Annotated in this window: 9 protein-coding genes; 6 read left to right on the forward strand and 3 right to left on the reverse strand. The window is 39.4% G+C overall.

The window, feature by feature from the left end; genetic code table 11:
- The 6 genes from AC2JBO_RS24090 to AC2JBO_RS24115 form a co-directional block, all read left to right on the forward strand.
- A partial coding sequence (locus tag AC2JBO_RS24090; protein ID WP_496956180.1) for a phenylpyruvate tautomerase MIF-related protein occupies positions 1–167 on the forward strand: 167 nt, incomplete at its 5' end.
- Between the two features lie 350 nt (positions 168–517).
- Positions 518–1,912 carry an RNA-guided endonuclease IscB gene (gene iscB, locus AC2JBO_RS24095; RefSeq protein ID WP_496956164.1) on the forward strand — a complete coding sequence of 465 codons (1,395 nt, stop codon included), beginning with the start codon at positions 518–520 and terminating at the stop codon, positions 1,910–1,912.
- A 151-nt stretch (positions 1,913–2,063) separates the two neighbouring features.
- Positions 2,064–2,615, forward strand: coding sequence for a heme NO-binding domain-containing protein (locus AC2JBO_RS24100; RefSeq protein WP_496956165.1), 552 nt, complete (start codon positions 2,064–2,066; stop codon positions 2,613–2,615).
- 14 nt (positions 2,616–2,629) lie between these two features.
- Positions 2,630–4,018, forward strand: a complete 1,389-nt coding sequence (locus AC2JBO_RS24105) for an ATP-binding protein (protein ID WP_496956166.1) — start codon at positions 2,630–2,632, stop codon at positions 4,016–4,018.
- 69 nt (positions 4,019–4,087) lie between these two features.
- The gene (gene rlmN / locus AC2JBO_RS24110) at positions 4,088–5,155 is read left to right on the forward strand and encodes a dual-specificity RNA methyltransferase RlmN (protein WP_496956167.1); all 1,068 of its coding nucleotides are present in this window, start codon (positions 4,088–4,090) and stop codon (positions 5,153–5,155) included.
- 173 nt (positions 5,156–5,328) lie between these two features.
- The gene (locus AC2JBO_RS24115) at positions 5,329–10,659 is read left to right on the forward strand and encodes a trifunctional serine/threonine-protein kinase/ATP-binding protein/sensor histidine kinase (RefSeq protein WP_496956168.1); all 5,331 of its coding nucleotides are present in this window, start codon (positions 5,329–5,331) and stop codon (positions 10,657–10,659) included.
- Positions 10,660–10,702: 43 nt separating this feature from the next.
- On the opposite strand, the gene AC2JBO_RS24120 is transcribed toward AC2JBO_RS24115, so the two are convergent.
- From AC2JBO_RS24120 to AC2JBO_RS24130, 3 genes are all read right to left on the reverse strand, one after another.
- Positions 10,703–11,416 (reverse strand): rubrerythrin family protein, encoded by a 714-nt coding sequence (locus tag AC2JBO_RS24120; RefSeq protein ID WP_496956169.1) that lies wholly within the window; start codon positions 11,414–11,416, stop codon positions 10,703–10,705.
- Between the two features lie 206 nt (positions 11,417–11,622).
- Entirely contained in the window at positions 11,623–12,885 is a 1,263-nt protein-coding gene (locus AC2JBO_RS24125) for a CheR family methyltransferase (RefSeq protein ID WP_496956170.1), read from the reverse strand.
- A 40-nt stretch (positions 12,886–12,925) separates the two neighbouring features.
- Positions 12,926–17,587, reverse strand: coding sequence for an ATP-binding protein (locus tag AC2JBO_RS24130; protein ID WP_496956171.1), 4,662 nt, complete (start codon positions 17,585–17,587; stop codon positions 12,926–12,928).
- Positions 17,588–17,604 lie beyond the last annotated feature (17 nt).

A 17,604-nucleotide genomic window follows, 5' to 3' on the forward strand; every position in this document is an offset into this window, starting at 1 on the left:
AAGTTAAGAGTGTGGGCGCCATGAAATCTGAGCAAACACAGGCAATGAGCCAAGATTTTTGTGAAGAAATTAACCAAGCTTTAGGTGTGCCCAAAGACCGTATATATATCGAGTTTGCTGATGCGAAAGGTTATATGTGGGGTTGGAACGGCTCGACTTTTGGTTAATAATATGATTTTCGTTGTGTTGTTGTAGAGAGTAGTCATTAAAGCGAAGTAATTCGACGTGAAACGTAGTAATATGAATGTCACGGAAGGTAGGAATTAACCTACCCGGCTACACCAGACTCAGTTAACGAGTAGGTTAACTACGTTTAAGGGTACTAGAAGTTTAATGGGATGCAGTCAAATGCGGCTAGTCCCAAGCGCTCGGATTTTTGAACATTGTCTAGTTTAGTAAGACGAAACACCAAAATCCATGAACTGTCTTGGTCAGACGTGACAAAAACCTTAAACATTGTCAAAGCAAACTTTACCTAATTTTAGAGCGGCGTAACTGCCAAAAATTAATACTTCGTATGCTAGCAAATCATGTATTTGTTTTAAATGCGGATAAAACTTTTTTGAACATGGTGCATCCAGCCCGTGCGAGAAAGTTACTTACACAAAACAAAGCTTCTGTTTTCCGGACTTATCCTTTTGTGATAGTTTTGAAAACTCAAGTTGAAAATCCGTCACTTAAAGAGTATATTTTGAAAATCGACCCAGGTTCAAAATGGACGGGATTTGCTATCCAGTGTGATGATGAAATAGTATTTCGCATAGAATTGCAGCATCGTGGGAACCAAATAAAATCTGATTTACAAACTAGGTCAGGTTTTAGACATGGTAGACGTTCAAGAAATTTGAGATACCGCAAAAAACGTTTTGATAGAAAGAAAAAACCTGGTTGGTTACCTCCATCGTTAATGCATCGAGTGTTAACAGTTGAAACTTGGATAAAACGTTTGACGCGCTATTGTCCAATTGTCGCAATCGAGATAGAACAAGTACGCTTTGACATGCAGAAAATAAACAACCCGGAAATTAATGGTGTTGAATATCAACAAGGTACTTTGTTTGGTTATGAAGTTCGAGAGTATTTGTTAGAAAAATGGAACAGAGAGTGCGCTTACTGTAGTAAAAAAACCGTTCAACTAGAGGTAGAGCATATTGCTCCAAAATCTAGAGGTGGTAGCGATAGAGTAAGTAATTTAACACTCGCTTGTCATGAATGTAATCAACTTAAAGGTAATCAAAATTTATCGGATTTTTTATCCGACCGTGGTCAGTTAGATAAGATTTTAAAACAGGCACAAACACCACTGCATGATGCTGCTGCTGTTAACTCTACTAGAATTAAAATAGTAGATATGGCATCAAAACACTGTGGTAGTGTTAGAACCTGGACTGGTGGTAGAACTAAAATGAATCGTTGTAAACAACAATTAGAAAAATCTCATAGTATTGATGCTGCTTGCGTTGGTGAATCTGGAGAAAATATAAAAATTCTGACATTGCAACCAATAATAGTTATTAGTAAAGGTCATGGAACCAGGCAAAGTAGAAGAACTAACGATAAAGGATTTCCTGCATTAATAACTTCTAAGTGCATCCATACGGGTAAAGATATAGTTCAAAGAAATGAAGATGGTACAGTTAAAACAATATCTCCAAAAAACGACTATACTCATATCCAAGCTGGTGATATTGTTAGATTTGCAATAAAAAAAGCTAGAAGTGTCAAAAGTAATCATTCAGATTCAGTAGACGGGAAAGTGCAAATAGAGCCAAACTGGTATACATGTAGAGTTAAGACTCCTACCAAGAGTGGTTTTGAGGTTTTAATTAAAGGTGGTAGAGTCGGAGTTTCCAGTATGAAAGGCGTAAAGTTTGCCTACCGTGCTGACGGCTATGATTATAAATTTAGTTAGGTTCGCACAGGTTTACTACGTTTGACCACGATTTACTGTATTATATTGCTATTAGATGCTACGACGTTACATGTAACGTCTCTAAATGTTTGTTTTGTTACTAAACTGGGAATCCTGAAGTAGAAGGAACAAAATACTTTAGGATTTATATATGTACGGATTGGTTAACAAAGCTATTCAAGAATTGGTGTGTAGTCGTTTTGGTGAAGGAACTTGGCGCCTAATAAAGCAAAAAGCAGAAATTCCAACAGATACTTTTTTAAGTATGGAAGCTTATCCAGATGATTTAACGCATCGCTTAGTTGTTGCAGCTAGTCAAGTGTTAGGTATATCTACTGCGTCCGTCATGGAAGCTTTTGGTGAGTTCTGGGTAAGTTATACGGGTAAAGAAGGTTATGGTGAAATGATGGATATGGGTGGGGACACTCTACCGGAATTTTTGGAAAACTTGGATGAACTACACGCACGTGTTGGGATAAATTTCCCTAAACTTATACCTCCTTCGTTTGAGTGTTATGAAGTTGAGGAAAATCAACTTGAATTGCATTATCATTCTAGTCGCGAAGGTTTGGCGCCGATGGTTACAGGACTACTTAAGGGTTTGGGGCAAAAATTTGATACCGAGGTAACGGTTACTCAAACTACTAGTCGTGAGCATGGTTCAGAACATGACACTTTTGTAATTGAGTATAAACCTAACTAATACTATTAAAAAACATGATTGTTCCAGCCTTTAGCTTGGCGCCAGAATTGTTTGCGTGCAGCTTTCCTTTTCATATTATTTTTGATTGCGAATACAAAATTTTGCAAGTTGGAGAGGTGTTGCTGCGTATTCATCCAGAAAAATTGATTGGGTGCTTTCTTGACCAACATTTCAAAATTGTACGCCCTGTAATTAAGGAGGTGCCTGATTTTGCAACAATTGCTAAACAGTCGCGTTCATTATTTTTGCTGGAATGTTTACATAATGGAATACATCTAAAAGGACAAATGATTCCTGACCAAGAACAGGGAATCATGTTTTTTTTGTGTTCAGTTTGGGTTACAGACACGAATGCACTTTCTAAATTTGGGCTGAAGCTTAAAGATTTTGCAATCCACGACCCAATTAGAGATTTTATATGTTTGTTACAAAGTCAAAATACAGCTTTGTCAGAGGCAAAAAAGTTAACTATTGAATTAACACAAAAACAAAAGGAATTAGAGCAAGCACTTAAAATTCAACAATTATTAGCGCAGACTGCTGAAATACAAGCACAAAAATTCAAACAGTATTTATTAGAATTAAAGCAAACTCAATCACAGCTAATTCAAACTGAGAAAATGTCAAGTCTTGGTCAACTAGTAGCTGGTATTGCCCATGAAATTAATAATCCAGTTAATTTCATTCAAGGTAATGTTTACTACCTAGAAAAATATACTCAATCTTTACTTAGCTTGCTTTCTTTATATCAAAAGTATTTTCCCTCACATCCCGAAATTGAAGCATGGAAAGAAGAGTTGGATTTAGAATATATTATTAACGACTTATTTAAAATTTTGGACTCGATCAAATTAGGAGCGGTTAGAATATGCGATATTGTTTTATCACTAAGAAATTTCTCACGTCTTGATGAAGCTGAGATCAAATGTGTTGATATTCATGAAGGCATAGATAGCACACTATTAATTTTATCACATAAATTTAAAAATAAAATAAATTACTCTGGTATAGAGATAATTAAAGATTACGGTAATTTACCATTAGTTCAATGCTATGCTTCTGAGCTAAATCAGGTGTTTTTCAATATCCTTACTAATGCGATTGAAGCCTTACAAAATAATATAATTTTAGATTCAGCAAAAATTATTATTAAGACTTGTTTAGATGATAATTTAGTTAGCGTAAGTATAAAAGATAATGGAGTTGGAATCGATGAGAAATTGCGCTCGAAAGTATTTGACCCATTTTTTACGACTAAACCAGTTGGGCAAGGGACAGGTTTAGGATTATCTATTTGTTATCAAATCGTCGTCGATAAACATCAGGGTCAACTTGATTGTATTTCAAAACCTGGACATGGGGCAGAGTTTATCATCAAAATTCCTTTACACCAAAGTATTTAAGCAAACCACGTTCATTTTGTGCAAAAAGTTCTACCATAGGATATGCAACGTGTTAACTAGTGATTTGTTATGTCTGTCTCGGTAAAAGGTTCTACCCAAGAACAACCACGAACTACTATATCTATTCCACCATTACTCGGCGCCAATGTAGACGAGTTGACGAATTGGGTGGTTCAACAGGGGCAACCTGCATTTCGTGGTAAGCAGTTGCATGACTGGATTTATAATAAGGGTGTGCGAACGCTAGCTGATATTTCCGCTTTTCCTAAACAATGGCGCGCGCAACTGGTTAATATTCCTATTGGACGTTCGACAGAACATTACCGTTCGGTTGCTTCGGATGGCACGATAAAATATTTATTGCGATTAGATGACGGGCAAATTGTTGAAACCGTTGGTATACCAAGCGATAATCGTCTCACGGTATGTGTATCGACTCAAGTAGGTTGTCCTATGGCGTGTGACTTCTGTGCTACAGGTAAAGGTGGATTTAAGCGGAACCTCACACGTTCGGAAATTGTTGACCAAGTTTTAACAGTGCAGGAAGATTTTGAGCGTCGTGTCACCAATGTTGTGTTTATGGGAATGGGTGAACCGCTATTAAATATAGATAACGTTTTAGGCGCCATTCATTCTATTAACAAAGATATTGGTATTGGACAGCGTAACCTTACAGTATCAACAGTTGGTATTCGTAGCCGTATCCGCCAATTTGCCCAAAATAATCTACAAGTTACTTTAGCAGTAAGTTTACACGCCCCCAACCAGGCACTTCGTACACAGCTTATCCCTAGTGCCCATTCGTACCCCATTGATGATTTACTTGCTGAGTGCCGCGAGTATGTAGAAATTACTGGGCGCCGAGCAACATTTGAATATATCTTGCTTGCGGGTGTGAATGATTTACCCGAACATGCATTGGAACTATCAAGGCGCCTGCGTGGATTTCAAAGTCATGTAAATTTAATACCTTATAACCCAATTAGCGAAGTAGACTATCAACGTCCCAAAACCGAACGTATTAACAATTTTGTCAAAGTCCTTAAGGAAAAACACATTGCTGTTAGTGTTCGTTATTCGCGCGGTTTAGAAGCTGATGCTGCTTGCGGACAACTTAGAGTTAATAAAATGAATTGATTTGACCCCCCCAAACCTTAACAAGGGGGGCTAAATATCTAGTTTTTTTTTAAGGAAGCTAAATGTTTGTAAATAATCGACGTAATCGCTAATGTATTATTAATGTAGTATAAAGTTTTCACTCGTACTATGGGAACTCTAGAAATAGTGAACGCAGCGCACGAGGTGAAATAATGCTCTCTAGTTTAAAAATTCCAGGCTATAATATCACCGAAGTAATTTACGAAGGGGTAAATACAGTAATTTACCGAGGATTATCACAACCACAACAACAACCTGTTATTCTGAAAATACTAAAAGCAGAATACCCGGCTTTAGAACAGATTACGCGCCTTCGGCATGAGTACATAATTACTGAAAATCTGGACTTAGATAATGTAGTTAAAGTTTATGGGTTAGAGACTTACCAAAATCGTCTTGTGCTTGTAGCAGAGGACTTTGATGGTATTAGTCTTAAGCAGTATCTAACGAGAACAAAGTTGCCGCTGATAACTATTCTTCGCATTGCCGTACAACTAGCGCAAGCGCTGGTCTCTCTACATACCCACTGCATAATTCATAAAGACATTAAACCAGCTAATATCATTATTAATGCCCAGACAAAACAGGTAAAACTAACAGATTTTAGCATTGCCTCAAAACTAAGTAAAGAAACACCATCTTTAAGCAATGCCAACCAATTAGAAGGGACGTTAATGTATATGTCCCCAGAACAAACCGGGAGAATGAACCGCGACCTAGATTACCGCACTGATTTTTATTCTCTCGGTGTAACTTTTTACGAAATGCTGACTCTTGAGTTACCTTTTAAAGATGTTCAAGACCCAATGGAGTTGGTACACTGCCATATTGCTCAAATTCCTCTTCCTCCTGACAAGTTGAATCCAGATGTGCCAGGTATTATATCTGAAATTGTGATGAAATTACTGGCGAAAACTGCTGAGGAACGTTACCAAAGCGCTTATGGGTTAAAAGCTGATTTAGAAGTATGTATTCGCCAATTAGAAACGACCGGAGAAATAGTTACTTTTCCTTTAAGTCAGCAAGATTGGTCAAATCAACTACAAATTCCTCAAAAACTTTACGGTCGAGAAGCGGAAGTTACAACATTAATGAATGCTTTTACTAATGTTAGTTTGGCTGGCGCCCAAATGATGTTAGTCGCTGGTTATTCTGGGATTGGTAAATCTTCTTTGGTTTTGGAAATTCATCGTCCAATTACTCGCCAACGGGGTTATTTTATTTCTGGCAAATTTGACCAGTTTAAGCGTAATATTCCCTTTGCTTCTCTAATTCAAGCATTTGTCGAGTTAGTGCGACAGTTGTTAGCCGAAAGTGACGCAAAAATTCAAGATTGGCGCCAAAAACTATTGAATGCTTTAGGTAATAACGGGCAAATAATTATTGATGTTATTCCAGAAGTCGAATTAATTATAGGGAAACAGCCATTTGTATCGCCACTACCACCAGTAGAAGCACAAATGCGTTTTAATTTGGTATTTAAACAATTTATTCATGTTTTTGCCAATAAAGAACATCCATTGGTGATATTTTTAGATGACCTCCAATGGGCAGATGCTGCTTCGTTAAAATTAATTCAGTTACTTATGACTGACTCCGAAACTCAGTACCTATTATTAATTGCTGCGTTTCGAGACAATGAAGTCAACAATACCCATCCCTTTATTTTAACTGTGGAAAATATTCGAGGTGCGGGAGTGAAGGTTGAAGAAATTACTTTGCAAGCTTTATCAGTATCTCATATCACGCAGTTACTATTTGATACACTAAAATCTTCTCCTACAGAAATCAACCCTTTAGCAAATTTATTATATAATAAAACTCAAGGAAATCCATTTTTTACAAATCAATTAATCAAATCGCTTTATCAAGAATCATTATTAAAATTTAATATTAATAATAGCACTTGGTCGTGGGATATTAACCAAATTGAAAATCGAGATATCACAGATAATGTGGTTGATTTGATGATTGCTAAAATTCAAAAACTACCACAGTCAACTCGGCAAATTTTGAAATTAGCTTCGTGTATTAATAATTGTTTTGATTTAAATACTTTAGCTGTAGTTAGTCAACAATCTCTAACACAAACAGCAGCAGATTTATGGTCAGCCTTATTAGCAGGTTTAGTTGTACCTTTAAACAATAGTTATAAAATACCTTTAGTTTGGCAGCAGTTGGATTTAGAGACATTTTATCAGACAGCAGTACAAGTTAATTATAAGTTCTTACACGACCGAGTTCAACAAGCAGCGTATACGTTAATTCCAGCTTCAGAAAAACAACGGGTACATTTACAAGTTGGACAACTTCTGTTGCGTAATACAAAACCATCTGAACTCGAAGAAAAGATTTTTGATATTGTTAATCATCTTAACGTTGCTCAAATATTAATTACGGCGCCATCAGAACATTATCAATTAGCAGAATTAAATTTGTTAGCAGGTAAACGAGCTAAATCATCTTCTGCGTTTGAAACAGCATTAAAACTCTTGAAAATAGGAATTAGTTGTTTGCCATTCGATTCTTGGCTAACACATTATTCATTGACGCTCGACCTTTATTTAGAAACAGGTGTAACAGAGTATTTGAATGGTAATAATGATGCAGGCTTGGCAGTATTAGATGTAGCGCTTGACAATGTTAAAACTCTACTAGAACGATGTCAGGTAAACGAATATAAAATCATGTGTTATCGCATGAAAAATAATTTGATTCCTGCCTATGAAGTTGGTCTAAATACATTACAAATGTTGGGTATCGAGTTTGAACCATATCCAAATCAAGATTATCTCTTAAAAGAACATCAGGCGACAAAAGCAATAATAGGTGTTCGCGACGTTGCTTCTTTAACTCTATTACCGGAAATGCAAGACCTTGATAAATTAATGGCTCAACGGACTCTTAAGGAAGTATGGCCTATTGCTTATTTTTTAGGTTCTAAAGCTTTGCATCTTTGTGCCAAGAAAATTACCCAACTTTCAATGAATTATGGTAATTCCCCAATTTCAGTATTTGGGTATATGCTTTATAGTTTTACCTTGGTGTTTAGATATGGCGAAGTCGAGTTAGGATATGAATTTGGTAATTTAGCTCTTAAATTACATGAAGTTTTGCAAACTAAGGATTTAGAAGCAAATCTTTTTAATATGTGGGGAGGTTTAATTCTCCACTACAAAAAGCATATTAGTCAGTGTAAGCCTTATCTAAAACAGGGTTTTAATAGTGGTTTAGAAGCAGGCTCATATCAATGGTCTGGTTATTGCTCTGTTAATTATATTTGGCAATGCTTATTTGGAGATAAATCTTTACAAGAAACTGCTGTAATTGCAGATGATTTTATCTCTACTCTGCAAAGAATTGACAAAAATATGCTCAACTACCATTTATTAGCAAAAGAGCTAATTACAAATCTAGTAGAACCTGATGCAATACGACAAAACCTATCCGGCAAATATATAGACGAACATCAGGTATTAGAATTTGCACATAATTCTGCGGATTTGTTAACTATTTTTGTTGTTTACCTTTATAAGTTGGCGCTTTGTAATTGGTATGGTGAGTATACAAAAGCAGTAGAGTATGCTGAACTTGCAGAAAAATGTGTAGAAGGTGCAGAAGGAATTTTTATTAACCCGGTTTTCTACTTTCATCAAAGTATTGCGTTAAGCAATGCCTATTGTAACCGTTCAGGGGGCGCCGAATCTGAAAATCGAGAAAGCTTCAAGAGCAAACTTAGCGTCAATTTAGAAAAATTTAGCCATTGGGCAAAGCATTCCCCTGAAAATTATCAACATATGTATTTGTTGCTTCAAGCTGAAGATGCTAAAATTTCTGGACAAGATTATCAAGCAATGGAATTATACGACCAAGCAATTACTCTTGCTACAGAAGCTGGTTTCCGGCAAAATGAAGCTTTGGCAGCAGAACTGACTGCTAATTTTTATTTTGCAAAGGGTAGAAACCGACTTGCCACAGACTATCTTTTACAATCTCACTATTGCTACACTGTATGGGGAGCGAAGAATAAAGTTAAGCAGCTTGAAGTAAAATATTATCAATTTTTAGCACTCAAAATAAACAACCAACCGAAAACTGATATTATTCGTACAGTCAGCACAACAACTGGAATAAGTTTCCTTGATTTACATACTGTTATTAAAGCATCTCAGACACTTTCCAGTGAAATTAATTTACCTAGTTTACTCAATAAATTAATTACCATTCTACAAGAAAATGCAGGCGCCCAAAAAGCGTGTTTGGTTAGCAAGCGTGAATCTAATTGGATAATAGAAGTAGCGACGAATGAATTTAATGATGTATCAAACTTACCATTGTCTGTACTGAATTATGTCGAACGCACCCAAAAAAATATTATTTTAGAAAATGCTAGTCATTCTAAAGTTTTTGCAAATGACCCTTATATCATCAAAAATCAACCGAAATCAGTCTTGTGCTTGCCGATAATTCATCAAGGTAAACTTACAGGAATCATATATCTAGAAAATAATCTGAACACAGGTGTTTTTACAGCCGATAGGTTAGATACATTGAATTTACTCACTTCTCAAGTTTCTATTTCTATCGAAAACGCGCGACTTTATGCTCTTGAACAAGACAAAGCACAGCAACTACAAGAATCTTTAGAAAAACTCTCTTCCACGCAAGCGCAACTCGTACATACAGAAAAAATTTCATCATTAGGACAATTAGTTGCTGGTGTTGCCCATGAGGTTAATAATCCTGTTAGCTTTATTAATGGTAATTTAACTCATGCTCAACAATATATAGAAGATTTAATTCATCACCTTGGGCTATATCAACAGCATTTCCCAGAAGTACCATCTGAAATTTTAGAAGATGCAGAAACTATTGATTTAGAGTATTTACTTGAAGATTTACCCAAAATGATTTCTTCAATGAAGCTAGGTACTGTTCGTATCAAAGATATTATGCAATCATTACGTAATTTCTCTCGTAATGATGGTGACGTATGCTGTCCAGTCGATATTCACGAGGGTATTGAAACTACGTTGATGATACTCAGCCATCGTCTGAAAGCCAAACCAGAATGCCCTGCAATAAAAATTATCAAAGATTATGGCGATTTACCTCATGTTAAGTGTTATTCTCAACAACTCAACCAAGTATTTATGAACCTAATTGCTAATGCCATTGATGCACTAGAGGAAACAAATCAGGGTAAATCATATGAAACAATTAACAATATTATTACTATCCATACTACTCATCAAGATGGCTGGATAACTATCAACATTGGTGATAATGGTTTAGGAATGACCGAAGCTTTACAGCAGAAATTATTTAATGCATTTTTTACAACTAAACCAAAAGGGAAGGGTACTGGTTTGGGGCTTAGTATTAGCTATCAAATAGTCACGCAGAAACATGGTGGAAGTTTAGAGTGTATTTCAGCACCTGGGGAAGGCACACAATTTATAGTTCGCATTCCAGTCATTTGATCAAAACATGTGTAGGACAGGCGAGACGCCTATCCTACGGGTATTATGCTGCTACTGCTTCTTCGTATATAACGAATAGTTTTTTCTGGGCGCCGCAAATTGGACATTTCCAGTCTTCGGGTATTGCTTCAAATGCTGTTCCTGGTGCAATACCTGAGTCGGGGTCGCCTGTTACTGGGTCATATATCATTGAACATTGGCGACAAATCCATTTTTGCGTCGCTGGGTTTCCTGTTTTGCTTTTAGCTGCTGGCGCCACTCCGTCTAATGCTTGCAACGCTTCACTATACTGTTGAGCATGGTGATTTTCAATGTGTGTTAACAAGCCAAAGTTATGCGCTGCTTTGCGGAAGGTTTGAGCATGTTCTACTGACTCTGCTTGCTGTTTTTCAAATTCAACTACTGCACTTCCATCTCGGTCTGCGCGCGCTTGCTCTGCAAAACCTGGATACATTACAGTGTACTCATATGTCTCACCCTCAATTGCTAACTCCAAACAACGCGCGGCAATTGCTTTTTTCTGTTCAGGTGTTAATGATGCTGCATCTGTTACAACTAACTCTGGATGCATCAATCTAAAATGGGCAAATGCGTGTTCTGTTTCTTGCTGCGCTGTTTCACGAAATAATTTTGATAGTTCATGCATACCTAAATGACGAGTCACTTCCGCGAAGAATAGGTATTTACGATTCGCCATTGACTCTCCACCAAAAGCTTCAGCCAAATTGTTCGCGGTATTCGAGTTTGTCAAGTCCATTAATGTTCTCTCTGTTTACAAACGCAAAACTGCTTAGTTCACAGCAGTTGAGACTAAATCATAATCGTAATGATTATGATTTAATCGTATTATTTTAGTTATAGCTGAAAAACGCGCGGTTTACATTCATGCTTGATAATCAATGCACAGCTTTCCGGCCTATGCTACCTACACACAAACCATCCGTTGCGAATCTTTGCGAGCTTTCATCTTAAATGTTTCAATTCTGAATCAACGTGAATGTATTTGGTGATATCAATAAAAGTGAGATTGGCACCAATTAGCGTGTTACTTGTATCTAGTATTGGTTGGATGTGAACATCTAGATAAGTTGTGCTAATTTCTGTTACCCATTCTATGTTTTGTAAGTGAAGCGTATGACGTTCACGGTTTAGTTGCTTTATTAAAGCTAATGATTTTATAATTCGTCCGAGTTCTAGATTTTGAACTAAGGCGCCTAAATCGCTGTTTTTGATACCAAATAGTACACACGCTTGGTCGTTAGCTAAAATTAGATAACCTTTGGCATCAATTGCCAATTGGGGAAACGGACTATTCTGGTAGGCAGTTTGCCAGACGAGGGTTCGGGTGGCTAGAGGGTCAAGTACTGTTTTGGAACGAGTAGTCGGTCGAATTAACAAGTGATCTTCCAAAGTTAGACTTTCACCTTTAGTATAAATACGATGCTTTAGACTAACAGGGGTAAAGATTTCTTTGTTCGTTAAGTTTTCTGCGTTACCTAGAAAGAGAAAGCCTTTGTCGGTTAAAGCAAAATGAAAGCGAACCAAGATAGATGCTTGGCTTTTGACGTGGAGATAAATTAGGACGTTGCGACATACGAGCAGATCTATTTTAGACATGGGGGCATTCATAGTCAGGTTATGGCGCCCAAAAACGATTGTAGAGCGCAGTTTAGGGTCAATAACATAGCGCTGTTCATTTTTCTCAAAGTATTTAGACAGCAGGTTACTTGGAATCCCTACTACCTCGTCTTCACTATAACTACCTTGCCGAGCAAGTTTTAGCGCCGAACCATCTATATCCGTAGCAAAGATTTGTACTCGCTCAAAATATTGCTCGATGCCTAGAGTTTCTACGAGTAACATTAGTAGTGTGTAAGCTTCTTGTCCATAAGCACAACCAGCGCTCCAAACTCGGATTTTTTCTTGTGGTTGTTTATTTACGATAATTTCAGGAATAATTGTACTAGCTAAATAATTCCAACAATCACGGTCACGGAAAAAACCAGAGAAGTTGATAAAGATGGTGTCGAGTAGACCTGTATACTCCGACGGATGTCTTTGTAAATATTGGAAGTAGTTCCTATAGCTATCAATTTCTAAATCTCGCATCCGACGTTGGAAGCGTCGCATCAAAGAATCACGTTTATAAAAAGTCAGATCGCAACCGCAGTTTTGCTTGAGGTAGTCTAACAAAGTTTCAAAATCTGGGTTATAATCTTCAGACATATTCATTAAAATCAAATTTTAAATTTTTTTATTATTCTCCTTAAAGGTTAACGTTAATTAACGGTAATTTGACAGTAAAAGTTGCACCTTGTCCAGTTCCATTACTTTCGGCAGTTAGGGCGCCACCGTGAAGTTGTACTAATTGACGTGCGATTGCCAATCCTAGTCCGAGTCCAGTTTTTGAGTTTTTTGATTGACGAAAAGTTTCAAAAACATAAGGTAGAAATTCAGGTTCAATACCAATACCTGTATCACGAACTTTGATTTGAGCTTGATTTTCTGCTACACCAAGATATACCTCAATTCTTCCTCCTTCAGGAGTAAATTTGATGGCGTTAGTAAGTAAATTTAAGACAATTTGCTGTAAACGGTCAGCATCACCTTCAACTGTTATTGATTTTGGGTTCAGTATACATTCTAGGCAAATGTCTTTGCTTTGTTGAGCTTGATGTACTGTTGCCAGTACTAACTCAATTACAGAATGTAGCTCAACTGGTGCCTTATTTAAACTGATTTTGCCTGAAGTAATACGCGATACATCTAATAAATCTTGAATAAGTTTGGCTTGTAGGGTGGCACTACGCTCAATTGTCTCCAAAGCTCTTACTAAAATAGATTGATTAGAGGGGCTGCTACGAAGTAACCGCGTCCAACCGAGAATGGAAACCAGAGGCGCCTGAAGTTCATGGGAAACTTCTGCTAGTAACTTATCCTTCATGCGGTTGCTTGCTTTCTCATGATGGAGTGCTTCCGCACGTAGTTGTGCCAGTTGGAGATGAGCTAAAACGCGCGTTACAAGTTCAGTTGCAGAGAAAGGTTTAATTAAGTAATCATCAGCACCTGCTTGGAGTCCTTCAATTACAGACTCTTCGCCTGCACGCGCGGAGAGTAAGATAATAGGAACTTCTTTAGTACGTGGGTCTGCACGCAATGCTTTTAATAACCCAAAGCCGTCTAAATGAGGCATCATTACATCACTAAGTACCAAATCAGGCACTCGTTCTTCAATAATTGCCATTGCTGCTGCTCCATTAGCGACAGCTTCTACTTGGACGTGTTCGCTTAATATTCGCTTGAGATAATCGCGCATGTCAGCGTTGTCATCTACCAAAAGGATGAATAAATGAGTGCTAAGTGCTGAGTGCTGAGTGTTGAGTGAGTAATGTTTTCTCTCTTCTTTCTTAGCACTCAGCACTTTCAACTCAGCACTGTATTTGATATGGTCGGTAGGTAGGTGAGCAGTGCCTAAAGGAATTTTTACTGTGAAGCAAGTACCTTGTTCTACGATGCTGCTTACTTCTACTGTGCCACCATGCATTTTGATTAACTCTTGCACCAAAGCTAGTCCAATACCAGTCCCTTCATAAGTTCGCGCCTTTGTCGTTCGCACATGGTAAAATCGCTCAAATATATGGGGCAGTTCGTCAGCTGGAATTCCAGTGCCTGTATCTTGTACCTGCAGCGTTACATAATGGTCATTATTATATTGATAGAGTCTAACCACAATTTCGCCTTCTAAGGTAAACTTAAAGGCATTGGAGAGCAAGTTAAGGACAATTTTTTCCCACATTTCACGGTCTACGTAAACTAGTGGTAATGGTGGGCAATCAACTATTAGCTTTAGTCCTACTTGTTCAATGGCGGAGCGAAACAAACTTGCTAGCTCAGTTGTAAACGTTGCCAAATCGGTTGGCTGATAAACGGCTTCCATACGACCTGCTTCGAGGCAGGAGAAGTCGAGCAGGGTATTAACCAGTTTTAGGAGCCTAATTGCATTTCGATGTGCTATTTCTAATCGTTCGCGTTGAGGTGGAGTAAGGAGATTAGTACAATCGCTCAAGACATCTTGCAGAGGCGCCAGTAAGAGCGTCAACGGGGTGCGGAATTCGTGGCTGACATTGCTAAAAAACGTAGTTTTGGCACGGTCTAACTGAGCTAGTGCCTCGGCGCGTTGGCGTTCTTCTTCGCGGGCAGTTTGTTCTCGAATCAGTTGAATCCGATCCGATAAAGCCTGCTTGCGATCTGTTACGTCCTGCGCGGTGCCGACATAATGAACGGGACGACCTTGCGCGTCGAAAAACGTCTGACCGCGTACCGATACCCAACGCTCGATTTTGTCCTCAATACCGACGGTGCGAAACTCGGCTTCAAAAATGCCGTCGCCGTTTGGGTCAATGGCTTCTTCCACTTGCCGCTCAACATACTCACGGTCTTGGGGGTGAATACCGGCGTTATAAATTTCGTAATTGATTTGGGCATCGGCGGGCAAGCCCCACATCGCTTTGAGTCTCGCGTCCCACTTGAATGAGCCTGTCAACGGATTCCATTCATAAGGCGACAGTTGCGCTACAGCGATCGCGCTTTGCAGTTTCCGCTCGCTCTCGCGCAAGGCTGCTTCAGCGCGGGCACGTTCGAGGCGCGTCCAGATGCGCGTCGTGAGTTCGCGCATCAGTTCGATTTCGTCCTCCGTCCAGTCGCGCGGCACGGTGTCGGCGATGGACAGATTGAACAGCCACTCGCCCTCGCGCACGAGCGGCACGCTAACGAACGCGCTGGCTTGAAGGTTTGCCATCAAAGCGGCGTTCATTCGCGCCTCATTGGAGGCATCGCGCACTACGTAAGTCTCACCAGTGTGGCACGCCCAAAGGAACTCTTCGGTATGATAATCACTGATGCGATGCACGCCTATCGTACTCGGTATGCCCGCTCGATTCCATGCGTGCGCGGTCGTCATCGTTTCTGCCCCCTCGCCAATGACGGAGAACGCGCAAAGCGAAGCGCCAAAATACCCCCCAATTTTTGCGCCGAGCGCGTTCATCGTTTCGTCAATGTTCGTCAGTTGCGCGAGGTCTTGGCTGACTTCGTTCAAGAAGGCGAGATTCGCTTCGCGGCATTTGCGTTCGGTGATGTCGGTCGCCGCGCCATACATTTTTACGACCTTACCGCTTTCATCTTTCAGCGGGAATGCATTGACGACGAACCAGCGATACTCTCCGTCGTGCCTCAAGATGCGATGTTCCTGATGAAGCGGCTTACCGGTTTCAACCGCTTCCTTGTAACAGCGGGCAGACGCTTCCTTGTCGTCAGGGTGGATTGCGTTCGTCCAGCCCCAACCTATCGCCTGCTCGAAGGTTTGCCCCGTATACTCCATCCACCGCTGGTTGTACCAATTGGTAGACCCATCGACTTCGCTGTCCCACAGGAGGTCAGGGACGAGGTTAGCAACAGCCTGCATTCGTTCTTCCGACTGGCGCAAAGCTGATAAAGCTTGCTTGCTATCTGTAATGTTTTGCGAAATGCCAACCGCACGAATTGGCTCATTATTTGTATCGCGGATAATCACGCCTGATACACGATACCAATTAATTTGATTATCACCATTGAACGCGCGCATTTCGTAATCGAAAGTGTTGTCATTATTAATCGCTCTCTTAAAAGCTTCAATCACACTAGCGCGGTCTTCTGGGTACACAAATTGCAAATTTTCAACAAAGCTTTGAGAAGGCGCCCGCCCAGTAATGCGCTCGAAGTTGTCGGAAAACTTTGGTGTCTGTGTTTTCAAATCGAATTCCCACGAATATATTTGCGCCACTTCAGTCGCCAGTCGCAAACATTCTTCGGATTCGTGCAAAGCATTTTCAGCTTGCTTACGATCGCTAATGTCATAGGAAACAGCAAGCGCAGCATATACTTCGCCGTTTTCCTCTCGAAGCGGCGTTCCTCGCGAGATATACCAGCGACCGTGTGCGTTATGCTCATGCTCAAATAACTCTCCAGCAAGAGCCTGACGGTAAAGCACCTTATAATTCGCCGCTAATTCGGGTGAAAGCACCTCAAAAATAGTATGCCCAATGAAATCTTCAGCTTTGAAGCCAGCTTGTGATAATGCTTCTCCTTCGGCAAGGAGGTAACGAAGATCGTGATCTACCACAAATGCTGCTCCACCTGGTAAATTCTCGATTAGAGCGCGCGATAGTTCCTCTGATTCGCGCAAGGCAGAGGCATTTAATGCTGGTAATTCCTGGGTTTGTGGCTGATTTAGCTGATTTAAAGAGAGAGCGGTAGTAATAAATTCTGCCAAACTCGTCATTAACCGCACATCTTCGGAGTCAAAGTGCCGAGTTTTGTCATGCGATTTTATCCAAATTGTACCAAAAACATGATTATCTGCTATGAGGGGTAACACCAACTCTTCTACAATTGGTGTGTCGTCTGCCTGTAGATATGTAAAATAACGTTCGGGATAAGAAAAAAGCTGAGGTATACCGCGATCTAAACAGATGCTACAGGGGCTAAAATTACGAGGTGTGATGGCGCCGACATGCTGTTTTAATGTTCCTGCTATTACATTCCAACAAAAATTTTCTTGTAGGGTGGGCGTCCCCGCCTGCCCTATACTTGGAACGGGCAAGGATGCCCATTCCACAAGATCGTTTTCCACAAGATGGTTTTTCACAGGATGGTTAATTAAATTTTTGGAAGTCTCTAGTAAACTAACCCCTGCTGTTTGGGCTTGGCATAGTTCGAGTGCCATATCAACTACGTTTTGAAGTATAGTTTCTTTTTGCACCAACTGTCGTGCTAACGTGCGTAATGCCTGATTTTCTGCTTGAAAGTTTGCACTTCGAGAAGTTCGACTCTCCAACTCCTCGGTAATTAAAATATCTGATAGCGTGACTGTTTCTTGTTGAGGTTGTTGCATCGCGCTTCTTAGTTTAC

The sequence above is a fragment of the Calothrix sp. CBUCES-K 9914 genome (assembly GCF_059640475.1).